The 23,073-nt window shown below is 71.1% G+C and carries 23 protein-coding genes and 2 pseudogenes; 13 read left to right on the top strand and 12 right to left on the bottom strand.

Annotation, left to right across the window (positions count from 1 at the left end; all coding sequences use genetic code 11):
• Nucleotides 1-41: 41 nt before the first annotated feature.
• The 3 genes from OOK07_RS03455 to OOK07_RS03445 are packed head-to-tail and all read right to left on the bottom strand — an operon-like array spanning nt 42 to nt 2,013.
• Nucleotides 42-848 (bottom strand): SAM-dependent methyltransferase, encoded by an 807-nt coding sequence (locus OOK07_RS03455; protein WP_266676852.1) that lies wholly within the window; start codon nt 846-848, stop codon nt 42-44.
• A complete protein-coding gene (locus OOK07_RS03450; protein ID WP_266676850.1) occupies nt 845-1,138 on the bottom strand; it encodes a DUF397 domain-containing protein in 294 nt (97 codons plus the stop codon). Before OOK07_RS03450 ends, OOK07_RS03455 begins: the two co-directional genes overlap by 4 nt.
• Nucleotides 1,135-2,013, bottom strand: a complete 879-nt coding sequence (locus tag OOK07_RS03445) for a Sco1979 family transcriptional regulator (RefSeq protein ID WP_266794931.1) — start codon at nt 2,011-2,013, stop codon at nt 1,135-1,137. Before OOK07_RS03445 ends, OOK07_RS03450 begins: the two co-directional genes overlap by 4 nt.
• 188 nt (nt 2,014-2,201) lie before the next feature.
• Between OOK07_RS03445 and OOK07_RS03440 the strand changes: the two genes are divergently transcribed.
• On the top strand, nt 2,202-2,648 hold the full coding sequence (locus OOK07_RS03440; RefSeq protein WP_266676846.1) for an ATP-binding protein: 447 nt from the start codon (nt 2,202-2,204) through the stop codon (nt 2,646-2,648).
• Between the two features lie 23 nt (nt 2,649-2,671).
• Here OOK07_RS03440 and OOK07_RS03435 read toward each other — a convergent pair whose 3' ends face one another.
• Nucleotides 2,672-4,078: a PP2C family protein-serine/threonine phosphatase gene (locus OOK07_RS03435; protein ID WP_323182921.1), complete on the bottom strand. Its 1,407-nt coding sequence runs from the start codon at nt 4,076-4,078 to the stop codon at nt 2,672-2,674.
• 140 nt (nt 4,079-4,218) lie between these two features.
• Here OOK07_RS03435 and OOK07_RS03430 point away from each other — a divergent pair, with 140 nt between their 5' ends.
• Nucleotides 4,219-4,971, top strand: a complete 753-nt coding sequence (locus OOK07_RS03430; protein WP_405673917.1) for an SAM-dependent methyltransferase — start codon at nt 4,219-4,221, stop codon at nt 4,969-4,971.
• Between the two features lie 23 nt (nt 4,972-4,994).
• Here the strand turns inward: OOK07_RS03430 and OOK07_RS03425 are convergent, their stop codons facing one another.
• From OOK07_RS03425 to OOK07_RS03410, 4 genes and pseudogenes are all read right to left on the bottom strand, one after another.
• A complete protein-coding gene (locus OOK07_RS03425) occupies nt 4,995-5,669 on the bottom strand; it encodes an IS630 family transposase (RefSeq protein WP_266675648.1) in 675 nt (224 codons plus the stop codon).
• An 82-nt stretch (nt 5,670-5,751) separates the two neighbouring features.
• Nucleotides 5,752-6,042 (bottom strand): annotated as a pseudogene (locus tag OOK07_RS03420) (helix-turn-helix domain-containing protein); the annotation flags it as partial.
• 424 nt (nt 6,043-6,466) lie between these two features.
• Complete coding sequence (locus tag OOK07_RS03415; protein ID WP_266794930.1) at nt 6,467-6,868, bottom strand: hypothetical protein; 402 nt, start codon at nt 6,866-6,868, stop codon at nt 6,467-6,469.
• A gap of 64 nt (nt 6,869-6,932) precedes the next feature.
• A complete protein-coding gene (locus OOK07_RS03410; RefSeq protein WP_266676840.1) occupies nt 6,933-7,355 on the bottom strand; it encodes an SH3 domain-containing protein in 423 nt (140 codons plus the stop codon).
• A 193-nt stretch (nt 7,356-7,548) separates the two neighbouring features.
• On the opposite strand from OOK07_RS03410, the gene OOK07_RS03405 reads away from it, so the two are divergent.
• From OOK07_RS03405 to OOK07_RS03385, 5 genes are all read left to right on the top strand, one after another.
• The gene (locus tag OOK07_RS03405; RefSeq protein ID WP_266794929.1) at nt 7,549-8,397 is read left to right on the top strand and encodes an SMP-30/gluconolactonase/LRE family protein; all 849 of its coding nucleotides are present in this window, start codon (nt 7,549-7,551) and stop codon (nt 8,395-8,397) included.
• A gap of 459 nt (nt 8,398-8,856) precedes the next feature.
• On the top strand, nt 8,857-9,204 hold the full coding sequence (locus OOK07_RS03400) for a hypothetical protein (RefSeq protein ID WP_266794928.1): 348 nt from the start codon (nt 8,857-8,859) through the stop codon (nt 9,202-9,204).
• Nucleotides 9,205-9,276: 72 nt separating this feature from the next.
• Nucleotides 9,277-9,906: a YciI family protein gene (locus OOK07_RS03395; protein ID WP_405673109.1), complete on the top strand. Its 630-nt coding sequence runs from the start codon at nt 9,277-9,279 to the stop codon at nt 9,904-9,906.
• Nucleotides 9,907-10,205: 299 nt separating this feature from the next.
• Nucleotides 10,206-11,321 (top strand): GNAT family N-acetyltransferase, encoded by a 1,116-nt coding sequence (locus OOK07_RS03390; protein ID WP_266676834.1) that lies wholly within the window; start codon nt 10,206-10,208, stop codon nt 11,319-11,321.
• Between the two features lie 162 nt (nt 11,322-11,483).
• Nucleotides 11,484-12,467, top strand: coding sequence for a S1C family serine protease (locus OOK07_RS03385; protein WP_266794927.1), 984 nt, complete (start codon nt 11,484-11,486; stop codon nt 12,465-12,467).
• 104 nt (nt 12,468-12,571) lie between these two features.
• Here OOK07_RS03385 and OOK07_RS03380 read toward each other — a convergent pair whose 3' ends face one another.
• The 3 genes and pseudogenes from OOK07_RS03380 to OOK07_RS03370 form a co-directional block, all read right to left on the bottom strand.
• A complete protein-coding gene (locus tag OOK07_RS03380; RefSeq protein WP_266794926.1) occupies nt 12,572-13,225 on the bottom strand; it encodes a hypothetical protein in 654 nt (217 codons plus the stop codon).
• A 143-nt stretch (nt 13,226-13,368) separates the two neighbouring features.
• A complete protein-coding gene (locus OOK07_RS03375) occupies nt 13,369-15,207 on the bottom strand; it encodes a glycoside hydrolase family 15 protein (protein WP_266794925.1) in 1,839 nt (612 codons plus the stop codon).
• Between the two features lie 97 nt (nt 15,208-15,304).
• A pseudogene (locus OOK07_RS03370) lies at nt 15,305-15,498 on the bottom strand (alkaline phosphatase); the annotation flags it as partial.
• A 210-nt stretch (nt 15,499-15,708) separates the two neighbouring features.
• On the opposite strand from OOK07_RS03370, the gene OOK07_RS03365 reads away from it, so the two are divergent.
• Together OOK07_RS03365 and OOK07_RS03360 are read left to right on the top strand one after the other, a co-directional pair.
• Entirely contained in the window at nt 15,709-16,590 is an 882-nt protein-coding gene (locus OOK07_RS03365) for an SIS domain-containing protein (RefSeq protein WP_266794924.1), read from the top strand.
• A gap of 20 nt (nt 16,591-16,610) precedes the next feature.
• Nucleotides 16,611-17,495 carry a class II fructose-bisphosphate aldolase gene (locus OOK07_RS03360; protein WP_266676824.1) on the top strand — a complete coding sequence of 295 codons (885 nt, stop codon included), beginning with the start codon at nt 16,611-16,613 and terminating at the stop codon, nt 17,493-17,495.
• Here the strand turns inward: OOK07_RS03360 and OOK07_RS03355 are convergent, their stop codons facing one another.
• A complete protein-coding gene (locus OOK07_RS03355) occupies nt 17,496-18,629 on the bottom strand; it encodes a methyltransferase (protein WP_266801882.1) in 1,134 nt (377 codons plus the stop codon).
• 80 nt (nt 18,630-18,709) lie between these two features.
• On the opposite strand from OOK07_RS03355, the gene OOK07_RS03350 reads away from it, so the two are divergent.
• From OOK07_RS03350 to OOK07_RS03335, 4 genes are all read left to right on the top strand, one after another.
• Nucleotides 18,710-19,405, top strand: a complete 696-nt coding sequence (locus OOK07_RS03350) for an alpha-ketoglutarate-dependent dioxygenase AlkB family protein (RefSeq protein ID WP_266794923.1) — start codon at nt 18,710-18,712, stop codon at nt 19,403-19,405.
• A gap of 36 nt (nt 19,406-19,441) precedes the next feature.
• Nucleotides 19,442-20,680, top strand: coding sequence for an ROK family protein (locus OOK07_RS03345; RefSeq protein ID WP_266676818.1), 1,239 nt, complete (start codon nt 19,442-19,444; stop codon nt 20,678-20,680).
• A 675-nt stretch (nt 20,681-21,355) separates the two neighbouring features.
• A complete protein-coding gene (locus OOK07_RS03340; RefSeq protein WP_266801881.1) occupies nt 21,356-21,811 on the top strand; it encodes an RpiB/LacA/LacB family sugar-phosphate isomerase in 456 nt (151 codons plus the stop codon).
• A 73-nt stretch (nt 21,812-21,884) separates the two neighbouring features.
• The gene (locus OOK07_RS03335; protein ID WP_266794922.1) at nt 21,885-23,036 is read left to right on the top strand and encodes a carbohydrate kinase; all 1,152 of its coding nucleotides are present in this window, start codon (nt 21,885-21,887) and stop codon (nt 23,034-23,036) included.
• Nucleotides 23,037-23,073: the final 37 nt, after the last annotated feature.

The raw sequence follows: 23,073 nt of genomic DNA, 5'->3' as shown, positions 1-23,073 counted from the left end.
GGATCCGGGGCCCGTCCAGCCCCCGTACACACACCCGACGGCTACGGCTTGATGCCCACGCCGGTCCACAGGCTGACCTCGGCGTCCGTGGCGTCCGAGTCGCCCTCCGGGCGCCAGCGGTGGCCGACCAAGACGCCGGGGTCGAGCAGGTCGAGCCCGCTGAAGAAACGGGCGACGTCGTCGCGCGAGCGGAACCGCACCGGAGTGCCGGCATTGGTGTAGATGTCGGTGACCTTCTGCCAGGTCGCCGGGTCGAAGTCGGGCGTGCAGTGGCTCAGTGCCAGCGCGCTGCCCGAGGGCAGCACGGCCAGCAGCCGCTCCACGATGCCGTACGGGTCCTGTGAGTCCGTCACGAAGTGCATCAGGGCGTTGAGCGACAGGGCCACCGGCTGATCGAGGTCCAGGACCTCGGCCAGCGCGGGGGAGTTCAGCAGCGTCGCGGGGTCGTTGACGTCCGCCTCGATGTACGTGGTGCGGCCCTGCGCGGTGCTGCGCATCAGGCGCTCGGCGTACTTGAGGACGAGCGGGTCGTTGTCGGCGTAGACCACCCGCGCCTCCGGGACCACCGACTGCGCCACCTGGTGCAGGTTCGGCTCGGTGGGGATGCCGGTGCCGATGTCCAGCCACTGCCGGATGCCGTGCTCCCTGGCGAGGACGCGGGTGGCGCGGTGCATGAACGCCCGGTTCTCGCGGGCGCACACGAAGATCGCCGGGTAGACCGACGCGACGGTCTCGGCGGCCAGTTTGTCGACCTCGAAGTGGTCCTTGCCGCCGAGGTAGTAGTCGTACATCCGGGCGGAGTGGGGCCTGCTGGTGTCGATGTCCCGCGCGGCGTGCGAGTTGGTCATCCTGTCCCTTTCGGAGTGGTGCGGTGGGGGTGGGTGGCGGTCAGGTGATCGGCGAGGCCCCGTTTGACCCCCGCGACGAACGCGGTGATCTCCTCCGGGGTGTAGATCAGCGCGGGACCGGCAGGATCCGTCGACTGCCGGAGTGCCACGCGGCCGTCGGCGAGTTGCTTCGTCTGCACGCACTGGCCCCCGTTGGGACCGCTCCACGGAGACTCCCAGCCCTGTTCGCCGAGATCCGCCGCCGGCATGCCGTTGTAGACGTTGCAGACACTGCCGTCGATCGGGGTCATGAGTACTCCTTTCGCATGCGGTTCAAAAGCCCCCTGCTGTCCGCGTCCGAGGTCAGCAGGGACATGCGGTTGTGCGCCTCCAGATGGGCCGCCACGTCCGAACGCTGGTCCAGGTACATGGCGCCGGAGAGGATCTCGCTGTAGACGATGTCCGGCAGCTCCCGCTCCTCGAACCGGAAGTAGGTGAAGGGGGCACACGCCCCGACATGGGCGCCGGCGGTGAACGGCACGACGTCGACGCTGACATGCTCCAGCTCCGAGACCTCCAGGAGCCGGTCGATCTGCTCCCGCATCACCTCGGGGCCGCCCACCACCCGGTGCAGTACGGCCTCCTCCATCACCACCCACAGCGTGGGGGCGTCGGATCCGGCCAGCAGGCCCTGGCGGCGCAGTCGCAGGTCCACCCGCCGCTCCAGGTCCTCCTCACTGCCGTTCGGGAGGCCGCCGCGCAGCACGGCGCGCGCATAGGCGTGGGTCTGCAGCAGGCCCGTCACGTAGTGGGGCTCGTAGGTGCGCAGGGTCGTGGCCCCGCTCTCCAGGCTCACGTAACCGCTGAACCAACTCGGCAGCACATCGCGGTACATGTGCCACCACCCGGGCTCGTTGGCCCGCTCGGCGAGGGCGACGAACTCCTCGATCTCCTGCTTGTCCGCCCCGTACGTCTCAAGCAGCTTCTCCACGTACAGCGGCTTGAGGGCGACCTCGGCCTTCTCCAGGCGGCGAATGGTCAAGGACGTCACCCGCAGGGCCTTGGCCGCGTCCTCCAGCGACACGCCCGCACCCTGGCGGCGCTCCTGCAGGCGCCGGCCGAGGATCATGCGGAGAACGGTGGGTGCGCTGGAGCCGTTGCCCGCGCCCGGCCGACCTTCGTTCAACGTACTACCTCCTGAGGGGCCGTCACTGAATCGGTACCAAAGGTGACTTGGTGAAGTCAGCAGATGGATACCGGCGCCATGAAATTATCAGGCAGCTGGTTGCAGGTTGAACTGCCCTGTGAGCATAGTTACTTGTGTGATTCGTTACGACGATCACAGCGCGCCCGCTCTCCTGGAAGGCAACCGCCGTGTCCCCCCACACGACTTCCTCCCCGCAGCTCTTAGACGCCGCGAACCCGGAACGAACGCACTGGCTCGAACTGCCTCCGCACCGCTCCAGCATCAAGGTCGCCCGTCGATCCATGAGCGCGCGGATGGGCGCGTGGCGCCTGCCGGGCGATCTGTGTGCGGACGCAGTCCTGCTCGTGTCCGAGCTGGCCACCAACGCCCTGCGGCACACGCTCAGCGCGCGGATCCTGTGCGGCATCGGCCTCGTCGCGGACGGATGTCTGCGCCTGGAGGTGCACGACCACGACTACACGGGCGTCGGCCTGCCCCGGTGCGAGCCCGGCCCCGACGACGAGGGCGGCCGCGGCCTGCTCCTCGTGGAGGCGATCGCCGACACCTGGGGGGTCGACCGGTCCAGGCTCACCGGCGGCAACGCCGTGTGGGCGAACCTGACGACCTGGACCTGAACCTGCCGGTCCACAGGGCGAGTTCAGTCCTTCGCGGGCGTCAGCTCGGCGAGCAGCAGCGTGCGGTCGTCGGCGCCGGCCGCGCCGGAAGGGGAGCGCAGCAGCCGGCGGCACAGGGCCTGCAGGCTGTCCGCGGCGTCAGCGGCCGAGGGTTCGAGAAAGGCCGTGTCCACGGCGCGTGCGAGGCGGCTGATCTGCTGGTCGATATCGGCCTCGCGGGACTCGACCAGTCCGTCGCTGTAGAGCACGAGCAGGGCCGGTTCGTCCAGGGTCAGCACGGTGGCCTCGTAGCTGCCCGTGCCCAGCCCGAGGGGCAGACCGGGACTGGTGAGCGGGATCGGCGCGGTCTTGCCGGAGGGGCCGCGCAGCAGTGGGGGAGGATGGCCCGCTCCGACCAGCGTGCAGGTGCGCTGACGGGCGTCCCACTCGGCGTAGATGCAGGTCGCGAACGAGGCTCCGGGGGTGTCGCAGGCGAGCCGGTCGAGGCGCCGTACGAGATCCGCGGGAGGGATGTCGAGTCCCGCCAGGGTGCGGACGGCGGTGCGCAGCTGGATCATCGCGACGGCGGACTCCGGGCCGTGCCCCATGGCGTCCCCGACGACCAGACTGACCCGGTCCCCGGGTCGTTTCAGCACGTCGAACCAGTCACCGCCGATGATGTTGCCCTGTCCGGCGGGAAGGCAGCCGTGGGCGATGCGGCACCCCTGGGCCTCATGGGCGGTGCCCGGCAGCAGGCTGTTCCGGATGGCCAGGGCGGTGCGGCGCTCGCGCTCGTAACGGCGGGCGTTGTCCAGGGCTATGGCGGCCCGCGCGGCCAGCGACTCCACGGCCACGATGTCCGCGGGCCGGAAGGGGGCCCGGTCCGCGCCGCGCGTGCAGGCGACGAAGCCGACCGCGGTGCCCCGCAGATGAAGCGGGACGACGAGGAAGGACGAGGCGCTCAGCAGGTCCTCGATCCGCGCGTCGCCCCCTCCGGAGGCCGTGAGCCGCTCGGAGGTGTGGGTGTCGACCGCGTCGAGCAGCTGCGCGTGTCCGGCGGCGAGGGCGCGCGCGTACGGAGTCTCGCGCGGGAAGACGATGACCTCGCCGGCCGGCAGCACCCCGTCCCAGTCCTCGGCCGCGTCCGTGCCCACGCGCAGCGCCAGGCGGCGCGCCTCTATCTGGGGCGGATCCGCGGCCGGGTACGCGTTCTCCTCGCGCAGCCAGCGCTCCAGCAGGTAGACCGACGCCGCATCGCAGAATCCGGGCGTCAGCGCGTGCACGACATGACTGCCGGTCAGCCACAGTTCGAGTTCCGAGCCGATGGCGTCCGCCGCGGGGGAGAAGGCCGACCGTCGCGGCGAAGGCGGGTCGGCGGGTGTGTCGTCGGTGCGGCTGCGAGGTTCGTTCCGCAGGGGTCGTGCCTTTCCGGGTGGGGGCTCCGGACGCACGATGATCGGGATGGCTCGCCGCGCGTCGTCGGCAACTATATGATGACGCGTCAATGCCCCTGGTCGGAAAGGGAGTTGTCGTGACGGACAGCGCAGGAATCGAACCGGGGACGGATCCGGACAAGGCGAGCGTCGCCCGGATGTATGACGCCATGCTGGGCGGGCAGCACAACTTCGCCATCGACCGGGAGGCCCTCGCGGCCTTCACCGCCATCGACCCCCAGGTGCGTACCCTGGCCCGGGCCAACCGCGCCTTCCTGGGACGGGCCGTGCGCTTCCTGATCGACGCCGGGGTGCGGCAGTTCATCGACCTCGGCTCGGGCATCCCCACCCAGGGCAACGTCCACGAGGTGGCGCAGGCCGTAAGCCCCGGCGCCCGTGTGGTCTACGTGGACAACGACCCCGTGGCCGTGGCCCACAGCACCTCTCTGCTCGCCGACAACCCGGACGCGGACATCGTCGACGCCGACATCCGGCGGCCGGCCGACGTCCTGGCCTCCCCGCAGGTGCGGAAACTGATCGACTTCGATCAGCCCGTGGCCGTTCTGATGAACGCGATCCTGCACTTCGTCACGCCCGAGGAGGACCCGGCCGGCATCGTGGCCGCCTTCCAGGACGCCCTGCCCGACGGCAGCTGGCTGGCGCTGACCCACGCGACCAACCAGGATCGCCCCGACACCGCGGACGCCGTCGGCAAGCTGTACCGCTCCCGCGCCACCTCACCGGTCAGCGCCCGCTCCCAGGACGAGATCCGCGCACTCTTCGCCGGCTTCGACCTCGTGGACCCGGGCCTGGTGTATGTGCCGCTGTGGCGCCCGGACCCCGACGACCTGATCCCGGACAAGCCGTCGGAGTACTGGGTGTACGCGGGAGTCGGCCGCAAGGGTCGCTAGTAGACTGTCGCGACTTAATTTCGCTATGTGGTTGGGTAGAGGTGGCGTAGTTTCACGCGTGCGTCGTCGGTGGTGAAGTGCCAGTCGACTTGGCGCTGGTTGCTGTTGGTGTGCTGCTGCCAGGCGGCGAGTTCGGCGTTGAGCACGGCGAGGTCGTCGATGCGGCGGTCCAGGCACTGGCGGGTGAGCGCGGAGAGCTCGATCTCGGCGATGTTGAGCCAGGACCCGTGTTTGGGGGTGTGGTGGATCTCCAGGCGCTGGGCCAGCGCGAAGGCCTTTGCCGGGTCGAACGCTTCGTAGAGCGAGGCGGTGGTGTGGGTGTTGAGGTTGTCCATCACCAGCACGACCGTGGCGGCGTCGGGATAGTCCACGGTCAGCAGGTGCTCGACCTGGTGCGCCCAGTCGACCCTGGTCCGGCGGGGCCGGGCGTCGACGCGCCGCCATCCGCGCAGCGGCTCGACCCAGCAGAAGATCGAGCAGGTCCCCGAGCGGACGTACTCGTTGTCCTCACGCCGGTCACGGCCCGGCTGCGCGGGAAGCGGATCGCGGACGTGGCCGAGGAGCTGGTACGGCTTCTCGTCCATGCACACCACCGGGCGCGCCGGATCGAAGGGTCGGTGGTAGACCGCCAGGACGTCCTCCATCGCCGCGGCGAAGGCCGCATTCGCAGCCGGCGGAATGGTCCAGCACTTCTTCACATGAGGACGCAGTTCCGTTTTTTAACACCCGGCCGATGGTGGAGTGGTCCAGATCCGGGATGTCCTCGACCAGCGCGACGTGCTTCTCCAGCAGGCGCAGCGACCACCTGGCGTGTCCTTTGGGCGGCGTCGAGCAGGCCAGCGCGATCAGCCTCGCCTCGACCTCGCCGGTCACCACAGAGGGCACCGGCGGGAGTGCGCGTTCCTTCCGGCCGACCGTGGCCCACACATCGCCGCCGGTCTCCGCGTAGCGCTTCGAGATCAGGCGGACCGAATCGCACGAGACCCCGACCCGGTCCGCGATCACCGCCCGCGGATCGACCTCACCGACCGAGGTGTCCAGCGCGAGCAGTACCCGCGCCCGCCTGATCATCGACGCGCTGCGGACCCCCGTCGTCGTCACACGCTCCAACGCCCGACGATCTTCGGCGCTCAACGCGACCGGATACTTCTTCTGCGAGGACACGGCACCCCTGCCCAGCCGAACGGAAGCGACAAGCGAAGCTCGCCCGACCCCAACTCCACCAACCAGCACGACACTTAGTCGCGACAGTCTACTAGTGCCCCGACAAGCGACGTTCGCCCCGTCGCGACGCCCGGCACGCTCCCCCACTGCCTCAACGGCGTGGGAGGTGCCCCCGCTCGCCGCACCTGGCACAGACCCAAGTACGTCCAGTACAAGGGCCCGCACCCGGCACTCCCCCAGCCTCCGGCCGGGGGGACCCCCAGAGCACGCACCGGACGCCGCTCCTTTACGGGCAAACGTTGCCTGACGGGGCACTGGCCGGGCGGCCCGCTCAGCACTGCGGGATCTGTGACTTCCAGGTGCCAGGACCTCCGGTGTTCAGGTACCAGTCGTTGACGTAGCCGTCGCCGATGCCGTTGTCGACCCGCATCCAGTAGCGGTAGCCGTGGCCGTCGGCGTCCGGGCCACCGGTGGTCCAGCAGTCGATGCCGAGTTCGTCCCCGTTGTGGTGGTGGCCGAAGGCCCGGGACTCGGACGCGCCGTACCTGGGGGCGGTACGTACGGCCAGATAGGACCCGGCGTCGATGCCGGTGACGTTGGCGCACACGGCCGGGTCGCCGGAGATGCTGCACGAGTGGATCGCGGCGCCGGCCGGCCCCGCGCCGGCGAGGACGGCCGCGGCCGCGGCGGTGAGAGCGACTCCCGTCGCGGTGAGGGCACGCAGACGCTTCATCAGGGATTCCTCCGTTGGTTCGACCGGTTGGACCGGTTCGAACCGTTCAACTGGTTCGACGGGATCAGGCGCACTGGGGGATCCGGGACTTCCAGACGTTCGGGCCGCCGCTGTCGAGATACCAGTCGTTGACGTAGCCGTTCGCGCTGCCGGTGGAGACCTGCATCCAGTAGCGGTAGCCGTGGCCGTCGGCGTCCGGGTCGCCGGTGGTCCAGCAGTCGAGCTCCAGCCACTGCCCGTTGCCGAACCGGGCCACCGCCCCGGCGCCGTAGCGCGGTGCGGTGCGCATCACCAGGGACGAGCCCGCATCGATGTCGATCACCTGGGCGCAGCGCGCCGGGTCGCCCGGGCCTGCGCCGGGGCACGGGCGCGGATCGGCCTGGGCGGGCGCCGCCGTGAGCAGCCCGGCCCCGGCGAGCAGGGCGACGGCCGCCCCCGCGGCGGCCGCCGATCCCAGCCGGGACCGGATCGGTCGTGGTGTCAGCATCGGTTCCTCCATTCGATTGCCGATGATCAACGACCATGGCATCGAACGAGGCAGGAGGGACCCTGTGATGTCTCAGGGTCGCGGGGGCCGGTGGACGTCGGAGATTTCCCGGTCGGATCTGTCGATGCGCGCGGCCGCCGTTCGTGTGGAGAGTGAGAGGCCGGCACTGCGCCGGTCACGAGGAAGGGCTGTGATGACGATGACCCGGGTATCCACGCTGCTCACCGGCCTTGGCCTGGTCGAGTCACCCCGCTGGCACGGCGACCGGCTGTACTTCTCCGACTGGACCGCCGGCGAGGTCGTCGCCGTCGACCCGGCCGGACGCACCGAGGTCGTCGCCCGGGTACCGTCGCTGCCCCTGTGCACCGCCTGGCTGCCCGACGACCGACTGCTGATCGTCTCGTCCGGGCAGGGACGGCTGCTGCGCCGCGAGCCCGACGGCAGCCTGGCCCTCTACGCGGATCTCGGCGTCCCCGGCTGGAACGACATCGTCGCGGACGGCCGCGGCAACACCTACGTCAATCGCGCCCACTTCGACCCGATGGCGGGGGAGGACGCACAACCCGGGTCCGTCCATCTGGTCGCCCCCGACGGCTCGGTGAGCGAGGTGGCCGACGACATCGCCTTCCCCAACGGCATGGCGGTGACCGCGGACGACTCCACACTGATCGTCGCCGACTCCTACCGCCATCGTCTGGTCGCCTTCGACATCGGGGCCGACGGGCGCCTGTCCGGCCGGCGCGTCTGGGCCGACCTGGGCGCGGGCACGCCGGACGGGATCTGCCTCGACGCGGAGAACGCCGTCTGGTACGCCGATGTCCCCCACCGGCGCTGTGTGCGCGTCGCCGAGGGCGGCAAGGTGCTGCAGACCGTGACGCTGGACCGCGGGGCGTTCGCCTGCGCGCTCGGCGGTCCCGAGGGCCGGACGCTGTTCATCACGGCGGCCGTCTGGCAGGGCATGACGGAGGCCGAGTTGGTGGCACCCGGCACCGGCCAGGTCCTCTCCGTCCCGGTCGAGGTGCCGGGAGCGGGCCGGCCGTAGGACCGGCCGTGCCTCACGGGAACGGAGTGCCCGCGTCGAGCCCCGAGTGGACCTCGGCCGGACAGTTCCAGGTCGGCCGCGGGGTCGACGCCCGGTCACCGGCTGCACCCTCACCGAGTACGTCCGCACCGGCGACCGCCCCCGGCCCTGGAACCGCTCCGCTTCGACCGACTGCGCCGCTGAGGAAGGCGGTGGTCGTACGGCGGCACCCGGTGCGGCGTCCATGCCGCATGCTGCGCGGCGACAGAGCCGGTCCGCGGGCCCGGCACAAGGACGACGTTCCTGTACTCCACCGTGAGTCCTCCGAGGACGCGCCACCCGCTCCCGCGCGGACACGCGCGCCCGGCGGCCCGTCCCTGCGGGCTCCCCGGAGTCACCGGCGGGGCTGACGGCCTACGCATGGACCGGCCCCGCGGACCGGGCCGCGCGGGTGTCGCCGGGGGACGTGGGAGGACGGTCATGACACCGGCGGAGGAACAGTTCGACGACCTGGTGACCGAGTTGCTCGGCCTGCCCTGGGTCACTCCGCCCGGCGGCTCCGGCTCCGGATTCGGCAGGACCGCGCTGCGGGTGCACGGCAAGATCTTCGCGATGCCGGTCCGCGGACGGCTGGTGGCGAAGCTTTCCAGGGAGCGGGTGGACGCGCTGGTCGACGCGGGCGAGGGGAACAACTTCGAGGCCGACAAGGGCACGCCCATGAAGGAGTGGTTCAGCCTCTCCCCGGCCTCCACCCTGGCCTGGTCATCCCTCGCCCGGGAGGCCCTGGCGTTCGTCGGCGGTCAGCAGAAGGGCGCCGCGGGCGGTTGAAGCCGCGGCGGCGCACCGGGGGTAAATCGCGATGCCCGCCGTCCCGATCGCCGCTACTGTCCCGAGGAGAGCATGATCCTTCGGAGGGGTGACGTGGACTACTTCTTCTACTGCCGGGACCGGCCGGGAACGTGGGCACTGCGGTCGGAACTGATCGAAGATCACTGGGCGTTCATGGACCGGTACGCCGACACGATGATCGCGCGCGGCCCCACGTTCACCGCCGACGGCACGGCGGTCACCGGGAGCATGCACATCGTCGGCCTGCCCGACGAGGCGGCCGCGCACGAGTTCGCGTTCGAAGAACCCAACTACCACGCCGGTGTCTACGAGGAAGAGGTGCTGGTACGGCGCTGGCGGAACGTCCTGGGCCGCACCATGTGGGAGTTCACGGGGGCAACGGCCGGACATCGACGCTTCCTGGTCATCGCGCACGGCAAGCCGGGCACGACCACGGCCCAGGCGCCCCTGGACGCAGCCCACCACCGCTACCTCGACCGCGGTTACCGCGAACACCTCATCGCCTACGGCCCGTTGCTGTCCCTGGACGGCGGCGCATGGACGGGCACCGCCCTGCTGGTCGAGCTGCGGGACAGGAGTGCCGCCGAAGCGATGATGGCGGACGAGCCGTACGCCCGCGAGGGCCTCTACGAGAGCGTCGAGATCCACGACTGGCAGTTCGGCGGGCGGTCCGCCGGCTAGCGGCGGTCCGCGGTCTTTTGTTGCGGCAGGCGCTCTTGACAACATGCGTACTGTTTCGCGACGTTTGATCCTCGGCGTACAGTTCGGAACCTGAGAGTCAAGCGCGGAACGACCGTGTACACGGCGCGGAATCGGCTGATACTCAAGAAGTGGTAGGACGCGGACCATGCGCCGCGGGGGGACGTCACGGGGGGAGCGGTCGCCGATGCGATCACTGAACAGGGGTCCACACGCTCTAACGGCCTGTGCCGCGGTCGGAACGTCACTCACGGAGCCTGTGGAAGGGCGGATGATCTGACGTGGACGTCACGATCCACAGAGTCGACGAACTGAACGCCTCGCTGCGCTCGGCCTGGCACCGTGCGATGGACGAGTCGCCCGAGTACGCCAACCCTTTCCTGGCGCCGGAGTTCGCGCTCGGTATCGGCCGGTACCGCGCCGGAACCAGGGTCGCGGTCCTGCGTGAGGACGGGCGGCCGGCCGGCTTCCTCCCGTTCGAGCGCAACGCCTTCGGCGTCGGCAAGGCCATAGGTCTCGGTCTCTCCGACTGCCAGGCTCTCGTGCACCGCCCCGGAGTCACCTGGGAGGCCCAGGAGCTGCTGAAGGCCTGCGGTCTTTCCATCTTCGAGTTCGATCATCTCGTGGAGGAACAGAAGCCGTTCGGACGGCATGTCACGGGGATGTTCGCCTCTCCGGTCGTCGACCTGAAGCCCGACGAGAGCGGTTACGCGCCGTGGCTGCGCGGCGCTTATCCTGGGCTGGCCAAGACGACGCTGAAGAAGGAACGTCGTATCGGGCGGGACGTGGGCGAGCTGCGGTTCGAGTTCGACGAACGTGATCAGCGGATGCTGCACCGGCTCATGCAGTGGAAGTCCGCCCAGTACCGCAGGACGGGCCGGATGGACCGCTTCGCCCGGCCGTGGATCGTCGACCTGGTGAAGCATCTCCACCAGGTCCAGGAGGAGCACTTCACCGGTGTGCTGTCGGTGCTGTACGCCGGTGACCGGCCGGTCGCGGCGCACTTCGGGCCCAGATCACGCACGGTGCTCGCCGCCTGGTTCACCGCGTACGACCCCGATCTCCACTACTACTCGCCCGGGCTGATGATGCATCTGCGCACGGCGGAGGCGGCGGCCCGGCACGGGATCACGCTCATGGACCTGGGGCGCGGCGACAAGGAGTACAAGGACTGGCTCAAGACCCGTGAGCTGCGCGTGGCGGAAGGGTTCGCCAGCCGCCCCCACCCGGTCGCCGCGGCGCACCGGCTGTGGCGCAGACCCGTGCGGGGGCTTCGGAACACGGTCAACGCCCATCCCGAACTGCGTGCCCCCGCCGACCGCCTGCTGAAGACGGTCGGCACACTGCGCACCTCAAGACGGGCGGACTCCGGCACCGCGGCACCTCGCGCCCGCTGAGCGCACATCGACGGCTACGCACATCAAGGGCTGCGTGCGTCTACGGCTGCCCGCGGACGCCGATGGCCGCCGGCGTCAGCCGACAGCGAAGTCCGGACCGCCTGCCATAGCAAGGGTGTAAGCATGTAACACACGCCCTTGGGCAAGCGGAAAGGTCGCTCCGTGGCCGCCAGACCCTCCGAGCCCGACCGCTCCCACGAGGAGCGGGCAGCACTGGACTCCTACTCGCGGATCGTCACCTCGGTCGCCGCCGAGCTCACGCCGAAGGTGGCGGCACTGAACGTCGCGCACCGTCGTCCCAGTGGGCGATTCGTACGGGGGACCGGCTCCGCGGTGGTCTTCACAGACGACGGTTTCCTGCTCACCAACGCCCATGTCGTCGGTCACTCCGACGCCGGTACGGCGTCCTTCGCCGACGGCACGACCACCCCCTTCCATGTGATCGGCGCCGACCCGCTCTCCGATCTCGCCGTGGTCCGTGCCGACGGACCGACCCCGCCACCGGCCAGGTTCGGCGAGGCCGACGCCCTGCGGGTGGGGCAGCTGGTCGTGGCGGTCGGCAATCCGCTCGGACTGACCGGCAGCGTCACCGCCGGCGTGGTCAGCGCGCTGGGCCGGTCGCTGCCGGCGAGCGCGAGCGGGGCCACCCGCGTCATCGACGACGTCGTCCAGACCGACGCCACCCTCCATCCGGGCAGCTCGGGCGGCGCGCTCGCCACGGCCGACGGCAGCGTCATCGGCAGCAACACCGCCATCGCCGACGTCGGCCTCGGCCTGGCCGTCCCGGTGAACGGCACCAGCCGCCGGATCATCGCGACCCTGCTCTCCGAGGGCCGGGTCCGCCGCGCCTACCTCGGACTCGCCGGTATCCCCGCCCCGCTGCCGCCGTTGCTGCGGGCCCGCACCGGCCGGCCCACGGGCCTGCGGATCATCGATGTCGTGCCCGCCTCCCCGGCCGCACGCGCCGGCCTCAGGGACGGCGACCTGCTGATCACCGCCCATGGCGCACCGGTCACCAGTGCACAGGCCCTGCAGCGACTGATGCTCCAGGACGCCATCGGCCGGCCGCTCCCCCTGACCGCGCTGCGCGGCGACGCCCTCGTCGACGTCATCGCCACGCCCACGGAGCCGGTCGCGGACGACTGAGGCCCGATCGGCACCCGTTCTCCCCGGGTGACGGCGTGCGGGCACATGCCGGCGGGCGGGACAGCTGATCGCTGTCCCGCCCGCTCGATGACCGGTTCCCGAGGCTACGCGGCGAGGGCGCTGTGCACGCGCCTGGAGCTTCGGTAGGTGGAGATTCCGACGGCCAGCAGCCAGTAGCTGAGGATCGCCCCCATCAGGGCGGTCGTGCCCCAGCCGTTCGCCGCGTAGAAGTTCGCGGGGGTGTTGCCGAAGAAGAGGGACGGCACGAAGGCCAGGTTGATCGCGGCGAGGACGTACGCCGAGCGGCTGATCCAGCGCGGCAGGATGGCGGTGCGCGCGAGGGTGTAACCGACAGTGGCCAGGAAGAGGCCGAGCATCAGCCGGGAGATCGATCCGTAGAGGATGTACGTGCCGTTGACCGTGATCGTCGGATCGATCGGATGGTCGGTGGCGATGACCGCGCCGGCCTCCAGACCCATGGAGACCAGAGTGATCGTCGCGTAGACCAGCCCGGTGGAGTAGGCCAGCGAACCCGCCCACTCGTAGTCGGGACGCGTGCGCTTGACCAGTTCACGGAACGCCGTCACGAACAGGACCAGGCATGCGAGGCCGATGATCCCGAGGAGCAGCCGGGCCAGCACGTTCACGTCCGGCGGCGGGCCCGAGTAGATGAAGTACAGGGGCACTTCGACGATGAGCGCGGTCGCGGCGGCGATACCCGCGACGCCCGTCAGACGCCTGGCGAGAACTTCGTTCATTGTTCTTCCCCCGAGCTGGAGAGGTGGATTCCGAGTCGGTTCCGTTTGCCGACGTCATGAATCCTTCCTGCCGCGCGGCCCCGCGTCCCTGGGCCTGGGCGGCGGATGCGGGGTGGTGCTGACAGCACCTCCCGCGGGGGTCCTCAGCCGAGGGCCCGGTCCAGGTTGAAGGCCGCGCTGATGAGCGCCAGATGCGTGAACGCCTGCGGGAAGTTGCCCTGTTGCTCGCCCCTGTGGCTGATCTCCTCGGCGTAGAGGCCGAGGTGGTTGGCGTAGGTGAGCATCTTCTCGAAGGCGAGGCGCGCCTCGTCGATGCGCCCGGCGTGCACCATGGCCTCGACGTACCAGAACGAGCAGATCGAGAAGGTGCCTTCGTCGCCGCGCAGTCCGTCGGGGCTGGCCAGTGGGTCGTAGCGGTAGACGAGGGAGTCGGACACCAGCTCGTCGGTGAGGGCGTCCAGTGTGGACAGCCACTTGGGGTCGGTGGGCGCGATGAACTTCGTCAGCGGCATCATCAGGACGGACGCGTCCAGCACATCGCCGTCCTCGTGCTGGACGAACGCCTGCCGGGTCTGCGACCAGCTTCGGTCCATGATCCGCCGGTAGATCATGTCGCGGGCCTCGCGCCAGCGGGGCAGATCGCCGGGCAGGCCGCGCCGGTTGGCCATGCGGATCGCCCGCTCGATCGCCACCCAGCACATCAGGCGCGAGTACAGGAAGTTCTTGCGCCCTCCGCGGGTCTCCCAGATCCCCTCGTCGGGCTGGTCCCAGTGCTCGCTCACCCACTCCACCAGCGTGCACACGTCGTCCCACTGGTCGCTGGAGATGGGCTTGGCCCACTTGTCGTAGAGGTAGATCGAGTCGATGAGCGCGCCGTAGATGTCGAGCTGGAGCTGGTCGGCGGCCGCGTTGCCGATCCGTACCGGTGCGGAGCCGTAATGCCCTTCCAGGTGGTCGAGTTCGCGCTCGGGGAGGTCGGTGCGGCCGTCGATGCCGTACATGATCTGCAGGGGAGCGGACTGTCCGTCGGTGCGCGGACTGACGTACTGGGTGAGGAACTTCATGAACGCCTCGGCCTCCTCGGTGAAGCCGAGCCGCAGCAGCGCGTACACGCAGAAGGCGGCGTCGCGCACCCACACGTACCGGTAGTCCCAGTTGCGTTCGCCGCCCAGCTCCTCGGGCAGGCTCGTGGTCGGCGCGGCCACGATCGCGCCGGTGGGCGCGTAGGTGAGCAGCTTCAGGGTGAGGGCGGAGCGGTGCACCATCTCCCGCCAGCGGCCACGGTACTTGGAGGCGGACAGCCAGCGCCGCCAGTACGCCACCGTCTTGCCGAACTGCTCCTCGGCCTCGGTCTTCGCGCACCGGCGCGGCTCCACGTCGCCGCCGACCTGGTCCAGCGCGAACACAGCCGTCTCGCCCTCGGAGAGCTTGAAGTCGGCCCGCGCGTCGAGCCCGTCCGCCTCCAGCGGCACGGTCGCCGTCAGCGAGAGCGACAGCCCCTCGGACTCGAAGACCGTCGCCTCGCCGGCCATGCGCACGATGTGCGGCCGTGCGCCGTAGTCGAACCGTGGGGCGACCCGGGCGCGGAAGGGGACCGATCCGCGCACGCACACGACCCGCCGGATCACCCGGTGCCGCTCGGTCTCCATGGGTCCGCCGTTGACGGGCATGAAGTCCTGCACCTCACCGACGCCGTCCTCGGTGAAGAAGCGGGTGATCAGGACGTTGGTGTCGGGGAAGTAGAACTGCTTGGTCTTCGCCGGGACGGCCGCCGCCAGCTCGAAGGAACCTCCGCGCTCGGCGTCCAGGATCGCCGCGAAGACGCTCGGGGCGTCGAAGGCCGAGCAGCAGTACCAGTCGATCGTGCCGTCGGTGCCCACCAGGGCCACACTGCGCAGGTCGCCTATCAGACCGTGCTCGGCGATCGGCAGATATCGGGGAGCACCCCCGGGGACGCCCTGGTCGATCGCTTCCGAGCTCATCGCAGCCTCCCTGCTCCGACCCGCGTCCCGCTCCCAGCCTAGGCGCAGTCGGGCGCGTGAGCGCGAGGATCGCTCAGGTCATGGAGGGCTGCGCGGGTCAGACCGCGACAACGGTGATCCCTGCCTCCTCGAAGCCGCGCACCGTGTCCGGGCTCGCCGCCGAGTCCGTGACGAGGACGCCCACCCACTCGGCCGCGCAGATCCGGGCGAACGCTTGCCGGCCCGGCTTGCCGGAGCCGACGGCGACGATCACCGCTCGGCGCGCTCGCAGAGCAGCCGGTTGATCGGGGCGCCCGGACATGCCCACCCTGCCGTTCCTGCCGTTCCTGCCGTTCCTGCCGTTCCTGCTCGTTCCTCGATCTCCCGGCGCCCTGGGCGCACCCCGTCTGCGCTCGAATGCTTGATTCTGCTCGAAAGGTCGCTATATCTTGCAGGAACAATCAGACCAGGCGAGTCAAGGAAACCAAGCAGGCCAGGGATCAAAGCAAGGGAGGGTCCGGCATGACGCATGTCGAGGACGAGCTGAGCAGCCAGCCCGAGTGCTGGATACGGGCCGCGTCGGAGGCGGCCCGGCACGGCGGGGCGCTGCCGGTGCCGGGTGAGCGGGTCGCGATCGTCGGGTGCGGCACCTCGTACTTCATGGCACAGGCGGTCGCCGTGCTGCGCGAGGGCGCCGGACAGGGCGAGACGGACGCCTTCGCCGCCTCCGAGTTCCCCCACGGCCGCTCCTACGACCGTGTCGTGGCCCTCACCCGCTCCGGCACCACCACCGAAGTCCTCCACCTGCTCGGCCAGTTGAAGGGAAGCACACGGACGACCGCGATCACCGCCGATCCGGACACGCCGGTCATGGCCGCCGCCGACGACCTCGTCGTGCTCGACTTCGCCGATGAACGGTCCGTCGTGCAGACGCGCTTCGCGACCACCGCGCTGACCCTGCTGCGCGCCCATCTCGGCCTCCATACCGATGCCGTCGTCGACGACGGCCGCACCGCCCTGGCGACCCCGTTGCCCGAAGGACTCGTCGACTGCACGCAGTTCACCTTCCTGGGCCGGGGCTGGACGGTCGGCCTGGCCAACGAGGCCGGGCTGAAGATGCGCGAAGCCTCCCTCGCCTGGACCGAGACCTACCCGGCGATGGAGTACCGGCACGGCCCCATCAGCATCACCACCCGCGGCACGGCGGTCTGGATGCTCGGCGAAGCCCCCGAGGGCCTGCCCGAACAGGTGCGTGCCACCGGCGGGTTGTGGGTGGCCGACGGACTCGACCCGCTCGCCGGACTGGTCCGCGCCCAGCGCCTCGCGGTCGCCGTCGCCGCGGCCCGCGGCCTCGACCCGGACCGGCCCCGCCACCTCACCCGCTCGGTGATCCTCGCCCCCTGACACACCGGAAGGGATTGACCGTGCCCCTCGTCACCACCGGCGAACTCGTCACCCGGGCCGCCGCCGACCACTCCGCCGTCGCCGCCTTCAACATCATCACCCTGGAACACGTCGAGGCCGTCATTGCGGGCGCCGAGTCGGCCGAGACCCCCGTCGTCCTCCAAGTCAGCGAGAACGCCGTCAAGTTCCGCTACGGCCGACTGCTCCCGCTCGCCCGCGCGGCCGTGGCCGCCGCCGAACGCGCCTTTGTGCCGGTCGCGTTGCACCTCGACCACGTCCAGAGCGACGATCTGCTGCGCCAGGCCGCGGACGCCGGATTCAGCTCCGTGATGTACGACGCGGCCCGCCTGCCCTATGACCAGAACCTCGCCGCGACCTGCGCCGCCGCCGACTGGGCGCACACCCAAGGCCTCTGGATCGAGGCCGAGTTGGGACAGGTCGGCGGCAAGAAGGGGGAGGACGGCCGGGAGGATTCTGCCGAGCCCCCGCTGGACGCCCACGCGCCCGGCGCCCGCACCGACCCCGTCGAGGCCCGCGCTTTCGTCGCCGACTCCGGCGTGGACGCCCTCGCCGTCGCCATCGGCAGCACGCACGCCATGACCACCCGCACCGCCACCCTCGACCACGGCCTCCTCAAACGGCTGGCCGCGGCCCTGGACGTGCCCCTCGTCCTGCACGGCTCCTCCGGAGTGCCGGACGGGGAACTGGCGGCGGCGGTCGCGGGCGGCATCGCCAAGGTGAACGTCGGCACCGCACTCAACATCGCCATGACCGGCGCGATCCGCGGCTTCCTCGCCGCCCATCCCGAGGCGGTCGACTCGCGCAAGTACCTGAGCGAGGGGAGGGAGGCGATGGTGCGGGCGGTGACAGGAGTCATCCGGACCGTCGGCCGCGCACCGGTGTGATCACTCCTTTACAGCCTTCAGCACCACGAACTTCGGGTCGCTCGCGACCAGTTGACTGTTGCCGAAGGCCTTGCGCATCTTCACGTGGTAGCCGAGGTGCCGGTTGCCGATCACCCACAGCTCACCGCCGGGCCGAAGCGCTCGCCGCGCCCCGGTGAACATCCGCCACGCCGTCGTGTCCGTCGTCGCCTGGTGCGAGTGGAACGGCGGATTGTTGAGCACGAGGTCGACACTGCCGTCCGGCACGCCGGCCAGCCCGTCCCCGACCCGGAACTCCGCGTGCCCCGGCACCCCGTTCGCCTTGTACGTCGCCTCCGCCGAGGCCACGGCCTGGAACGACTCGTCCACGAACAGCACCTCGGCCGTCGGATCGGCCACCGCCACCGCCGTACCCACCACCCCGTTGCCGCAGCCCAGGTCCACCACCCGCCGGTCGGTGCCGACGGCCGGCAGATGCTGCAGGAAGAAGCGGGTGCCGATGTCGAGCCGGTCGGCACAGAACACCCCCGCGTGGTTGACCACGGTGCGCCCCGAGGCAGGACCGACACCGCCGGGCAGGGCGTAGCTGTACGGCCACGGGTTCGCGGGGCGCGCCAGCGACGCGTCCGGAGTGCAGAAGACGAGCCGGGCCTTCTTCTCCGCCAGCGAGGTGCGCGTCGGTCCCAGGATCCGCTCGAAGAGCTGCAGCGTCGAGGTGTGGATCTCCTTCACCATGCCGGTGCCGACGACGACCGTCCCCTCGTGCACCGCCGGTGCCAGCCGCAGCAACTGGTCCTCCAGCAGCGCAAGACTCTTGGGCACCCGCACCAGGAGGACGTCGACACCCTCGGGCGGCGGGTCCTGCGTGGTGAGCAGCCGCACGGCACCGGTCCCGACGCCGGCCCGCGCCAGGTTCGCCCGCGTCGCCTCCTGCGCCAGGAACGAGTCGGTGATCTGCACGGGCCCGTGCGCCGCGAGGGCGGTGGCCAGAGCGCCCCAGCGGTCCCCCAGGACCACCACCGTGCCGGACAGCGGGACCTGCTCGTCTGCCAGGTGTCTGAGCAAGTAGGCGTCGGAGGCGTCCCAGGCACGCAGCCTCTCGCGCGGGTCCTCGGGGAAACGGGCCAGCGCGAACTCGCCCCACGGCGTCGTCATACGGTCGTTCATCGTGCGTCAAGGCTAGCCGAGCCCCAGCTCAGAACCCGTCGCGCGGCTCGTCCGGCAGGATGGAGCGCATGGATGCCGAGCTGTTTCCCAGGGCTCGTACGGAGATCGCGCCGGGCGCGGTGCATGTGCCGGACTGGCTGGACGCGGGGCGGCAGCGGGAGCTGCTGGACGCGTGCCGGGCGTGGGCCCGGCCACCGGCCGGCCTGCGTACCGTCCGCACACCGGGCGGCGGCACGATGACCGCACGCCAGGTCTGCCTGGGTCGGCACTGGTATCCGTACGGCTATGCCGACACGGTCGTGGACGGTGACGGTGCTCCGGTGAAGCCGTTTCCGGGCTGGCTGGACGAGCTGGCGCGGCAGGCGGTCGCCGACGCGCTGGGGACGCCGCCCGCCGCGGCATGTGACATACCACCGGCACCGGCACCGGCACCGGCACCGAGATGGGTGCCGTATGACATAGCACTGATCAATTTCTACGACGGCGACGCCCGCATGGGCATGCACCGCGACGGCGACGAGAAGTCGGACGCACCCGTGGTGTCCCTGAGCCTCGGCGACACCTGCGTCTTCCGTTTCGGCAACCCCGAGACCCGCACCAAGCCCTACACGGACGTCGAACTGCGCAGCGGCGACCTGTTCGTGTTCGGCGGCCCGTCGCGGCTCGCGTACCACGGCGTTCCCCGGGTGCACGCGGGCACCGCACCGCCCGAGTTGGGACTGACCGGACGTCTGAACATCACGCTCCGGGTCAGCGGCCTGTAGGCCGGGGTATGCGCGGATCATGGGAGACTCGCCCTCATGAGCGGCACGGCGGACCCCCGGCCGACGGGGGAAGGGACCACCTCGAGGACGCGGCTGGACCGGGGGCGCGGCGCGCTCGGGCCCGCGTTGGAGCTGGTGCACACCGGACGCGCGCCCACCCGGGCCGTGCTCACCGCCGAACTCGGCGTCACCCGGGCGACGGCCGGCGCGGTCGCCGCCGAACTGGAAGCGCTCGGACTGATCCGCGTCGACGCCCGGCCCGGAGCCGCGGCGGGCTCGCAGGGCAGGCCCTCGCACAGGCTCGCGGTCGCCGCCGACGGCCCGGTCGTCCTCGCGGCGCAGGTGCACGCCGACGGGTTCCGGGCGGCGCTGGTCGGCCTGGGCGGCAGCATCGTCGCCACGGCGCCCGGCTGCGAGACCGTCGACGCCGACCCGGCGAAGGTCCTCGGCTCGGTCGTGGAAGCGGGCGCCGAGCTGCTGCGTTCGACGGGACGGCGCTGCGTCGGTGCCGGACTCGCCGTACCGTCCGCGGTCGCCGAGCCGGACGGCCTGGCTCTCAACCCCCTGCACCTGGCGTGGCCCGTGGGGGCGCCCGTACGCCGGATCTTCGCGGAGTGCGTGAGCGAGGCCGGGATCACGGGTCCCGCCTTCGCGGGCAACGACGTCAACCTCGCCGCCCTCGCCGAGCACCGGCACGGGGCGGGCCGCGGCGCCCGGGACCTGCTGTGCGTGGCCACCGGCCACCGGGGCGTGGGCGGAGCGCTGGTGCTCGACGGCCGCCTGCACACGGGCAGTTCGGGCCTCGCGCTGGAGGTCGGCCACCTCACCGTCAACCCCGAGGGCCGCCCCTGCCACTGCGGCAGCCGCGGCTGTCTCGACGTCGAGGCCGATCCGCTGGCGCTGCTCACGGCGGCCGGCCGCGAGCCGGGCCCCGAGGTCTCACTCCTCCGGCAGGCCATCGACCTGATCCGCAACCACTACGACGACCCGTCGATCCGCACGGCCACGGAGGCCCTCATCGACCGCCTCGGCCTCGGTCTCGCCGGCCTGGTGAACATCCTCAACCCCGACCGCATCATCCTCGGCGGTCTCCACGGCACGCTCCTCGACGCCGACCCCGACCGCCTGCGTGCCGTCGTAGCCGACCGCAGTCTGTGGGGTCAGAGCGGCGGGGTCCCCATCCTGGCCTGCACCCTCGACCACAACAGCCTGGTCGGCGCGGCCGAGCTGGCGTGGCAGCCGGTACTGGACGATCCGCTGGGGGCACTGACCTGAGGGCCGGCCCTCCTCGGCCGTCTCCAGGATGCGCGTCCGTGGCGAGCCGGACAGTGCTGGTGCGTTGTCGGGTGAGGACCACACCCTCGTCCTGAGGAACTCCAGGAACCGGCCCGCCTCTGCCACGTCGTCGAAACCCAGGTCGACGACGACGTACGAGGGATCGTCCACCGGGCGCTGCACCCGGTGACGCCGTACCCCCGCCCTCGCGCGTGCGTCGGCGAAACGGTCGAAGGCGGTCTTTCAGGTCGCAAAGTCGGTGATCCGGTGCTCGATGCGCAGGGTCGGCATGGTTCCTCCTCGGTCACCTCCAGGGTGGAACGGGCCGCGGCGGCGGTACATCCCAGATGTGTGGGGGACGGCGCGGCGTACGCTCTGAGCATGTCCGACCGGGACCGGCTCGCGGCCCGCCACGAGCGCATCGTCCGGCTCTGCGAGGTCGGCGGCGACACACGGCAGCTGCGCCTGCGGCTCCTCGACGAGCTGCGGACCGCCGTCGGGTTCGACGCGTACGCGTTCCTGCTGACCGACCCGGAGACCGCGGTCGGCTGCGCGCCGATCGCCGACGTGCCCTGTCTGCCGGAGCTGCCGAGGCTGATCCGTCTCAAGTACCCCGCCGGGACCTGCTCACCCGCGCACTGGGGGCGTGAGCCCGGCGGCGTTAGGCTCCGGAGCATGCGGATCTCCGTTTCCTCGGACATGGACGAACCCGTGGCGCGCTCGCTCGTCGCGGAACTGGGCAGGCGCGGCCACGAGGTTGTGGCCCACGGGGCGCTGAGCCCCGGCGACGACCCGCAGTGGGCCGCGTGTTCGGAGGCCGCGGCGCGCGAGGTGTCCGCAGGGACCGCGGACCAGGCCGTCGTGTGCTGCTGGACCGGTACAGGCGCCTCCATCGCCGCGAACAAGGTGCCCGGCGTACGGGCGGCCCTGTGCACGGACGCGTACACGGCGGCCGGCGCCCGCCGCTGGAACCACGCCAACGTGCTGGCGCTCAGCCTGCGCCTGACGTCCGAGCCGCTGCTCAAGGAGATCCTCGACGCCTGGTTCGCCGCCGAGGTCGGCGAGGACGCCGAGGACCGGCAGAACGTGCAGCGCGTGGGGCGACTCGACCTCGGCAGGAGCACCGACTGACCGAGCGCGCCGCCGTCCAGGACATCGAACCCCCTCTTGCTCACTCCGATAAAGGCGCTTTAGTTTAGTCAGCATGATGTTGACCCAGCGGGAGCGCGAGATCATCGCGCTGCTGCGCCGCGACCCGCTCGCCGGGCCGCAGGCGATCGCCGACGCCCTCGGCAGTACCCGGGCCGCGGTGAACGTGCACCTGTCCAACCTGGGCAAGAAGGGCGCCATCCTCGGACGCGGCTACATCCTCCGCGAAGAGAACGCGGTCGTGGTCGTCGGCGGAGCCAACGTCGACGTCAAGGTGCGCAGCCTGGCTCCCGTACGGCAGCGGACCAGCAATCCGGGGCGGGCCGGCACCACCGCGGGCGGCGTGGGCCGCAACATCGCGGAGAACCTGGCGCGGCTGGGCACCCCGACGCATCTCATCGCCGCCGTCGGCCGGGACCCGGCGGGCGAGCGCCTGCTCGCGGAGACCGCGGCGGCGGGCGTACGCCTCGACCATGTGCACCGCAGCGCCCACCCGACCGGGACCTACACCGCGGTCCTGGACGCCGACGGGGACCTGGTCGTGGCGGTGGCGGACATGGCGGCCACCGAAGCGCTGGCGCCGAAGGACCTGCACCCGGCCCGTGAACTGATCGCCCACGCCGACATGCTGGTCCTGGACGGGAATCTGCCGGCCGAGGTGCTGGCCCACGCGATGGACGTCGCACAGCCCGCCGATGTCCCGGTGGTGATCGATCCGGTCAGCGCCCCCAAGGCGGCCCTCCTCGCGCCGCTGCTCACCACACGTCGCCCCCTCTTCGCGCTCACACCGAACCTCGACGAACTCCGGGCCCTCCTCGGCCGCCCCGTCGGCGACAGCGAGGCCGAGGTGACGGCGGCCGCCGACACGCTGCACGCGCGCGGGGTGCGGCATGTGTGGGTACGGCTCGGGGCGCGCGGCAGTGCGCTCGGCACCGCGGGCCAGAAGGCGAGATTCCTCGCCGCGCCGCCCGCCGAGGTCGCCGACGTCACCGGCGCCGGGGACGCGATGCTCGCCGCGTTCGTCCACGCGCTGCTGGCCGGCGGCGACCCCGTGGACGCCGCCCGCTACGGACACGCGGCCGCGGCCCTGACGGTCGGGAGCCCGGCGACGGTACGACCCGACCTGACGCCCCGCCTCGTCGAGGACGTGCTGAACGGCCCGTACGCCATGAATGACGTACGTGACCTGAACGACTCACCCGCCTGACCGACCGAACCGCCCCCGCCAACCCTGAACTACCCGA

Source organism: Streptomyces sp. NBC_00078, assembly GCF_026343335.1.
Lineage (GTDB): Bacteria > Actinomycetota > Actinomycetes > Streptomycetales > Streptomycetaceae > Streptomyces.
The sequence above is the reverse complement of the archived record's forward strand: the minus strand, read 5'-3'. Positions and strand labels throughout refer to the sequence as shown.

Excerpts from the sequence above, each read along its gene's own strand:
- OOK07_RS03365 (WP_266794924.1), top strand. The coding sequence starts at position 15,709 with ATGACGCATGTCGAGGACGAGCTGAGCAGCCAGCCCGAGTGCTGGATA.
- OOK07_RS03400 (WP_266794928.1), top strand. The coding sequence starts at position 8,857 with ATGACACCGGCGGAGGAACAGTTCGACGACCTGGTGACCGAGTTGCTC.
- OOK07_RS03430 (WP_405673917.1), top strand. The coding sequence starts at position 4,219 with ATGTATGACGCCATGCTGGGCGGGCAGCACAACTTCGCCATCGACCGG.
- OOK07_RS03335 (WP_266794922.1), top strand. The coding sequence starts at position 21,885 with ATGATGTTGACCCAGCGGGAGCGCGAGATCATCGCGCTGCTGCGCCGC.
- OOK07_RS03395 (WP_405673109.1), top strand. The coding sequence starts at position 9,277 with ATGATCCTTCGGAGGGGTGACGTGGACTACTTCTTCTACTGCCGGGAC.
- OOK07_RS03380 (WP_266794926.1), bottom strand. The coding sequence starts at position 13,225 with ATGAACGAAGTTCTCGCCAGGCGTCTGACGGGCGTCGCGGGTATCGCC.
- OOK07_RS03455 (WP_266676852.1), bottom strand. The coding sequence starts at position 848 with ATGACCAACTCGCACGCCGCGCGGGACATCGACACCAGCAGGCCCCAC.
- OOK07_RS03355 (WP_266801882.1), bottom strand. The coding sequence starts at position 18,629 with ATGACGACGCCGTGGGGCGAGTTCGCGCTGGCCCGTTTCCCCGAGGAC.
- OOK07_RS03415 (WP_266794930.1), bottom strand. The coding sequence starts at position 6,868 with ATGAAGCGTCTGCGTGCCCTCACCGCGACGGGAGTCGCTCTCACCGCC.
- OOK07_RS03345 (WP_266676818.1), top strand. The coding sequence starts at position 19,442 with ATGAGCGGCACGGCGGACCCCCGGCCGACGGGGGAAGGGACCACCTCG.
- OOK07_RS03405 (WP_266794929.1), top strand. The coding sequence starts at position 7,549 with ATGACGATGACCCGGGTATCCACGCTGCTCACCGGCCTTGGCCTGGTC.
- OOK07_RS03450 (WP_266676850.1), bottom strand. The coding sequence starts at position 1,138 with ATGACCCCGATCGACGGCAGTGTCTGCAACGTCTACAACGGCATGCCG.
- OOK07_RS03350 (WP_266794923.1), top strand. The coding sequence starts at position 18,710 with ATGGATGCCGAGCTGTTTCCCAGGGCTCGTACGGAGATCGCGCCGGGC.
- OOK07_RS03410 (WP_266676840.1), bottom strand. The coding sequence starts at position 7,355 with ATGCTGACACCACGACCGATCCGGTCCCGGCTGGGATCGGCGGCCGCC.
- OOK07_RS03340 (WP_266801881.1), top strand. The coding sequence starts at position 21,356 with ATGCGGATCTCCGTTTCCTCGGACATGGACGAACCCGTGGCGCGCTCG.
- OOK07_RS03375 (WP_266794925.1), bottom strand. The coding sequence starts at position 15,207 with ATGAGCTCGGAAGCGATCGACCAGGGCGTCCCCGGGGGTGCTCCCCGA.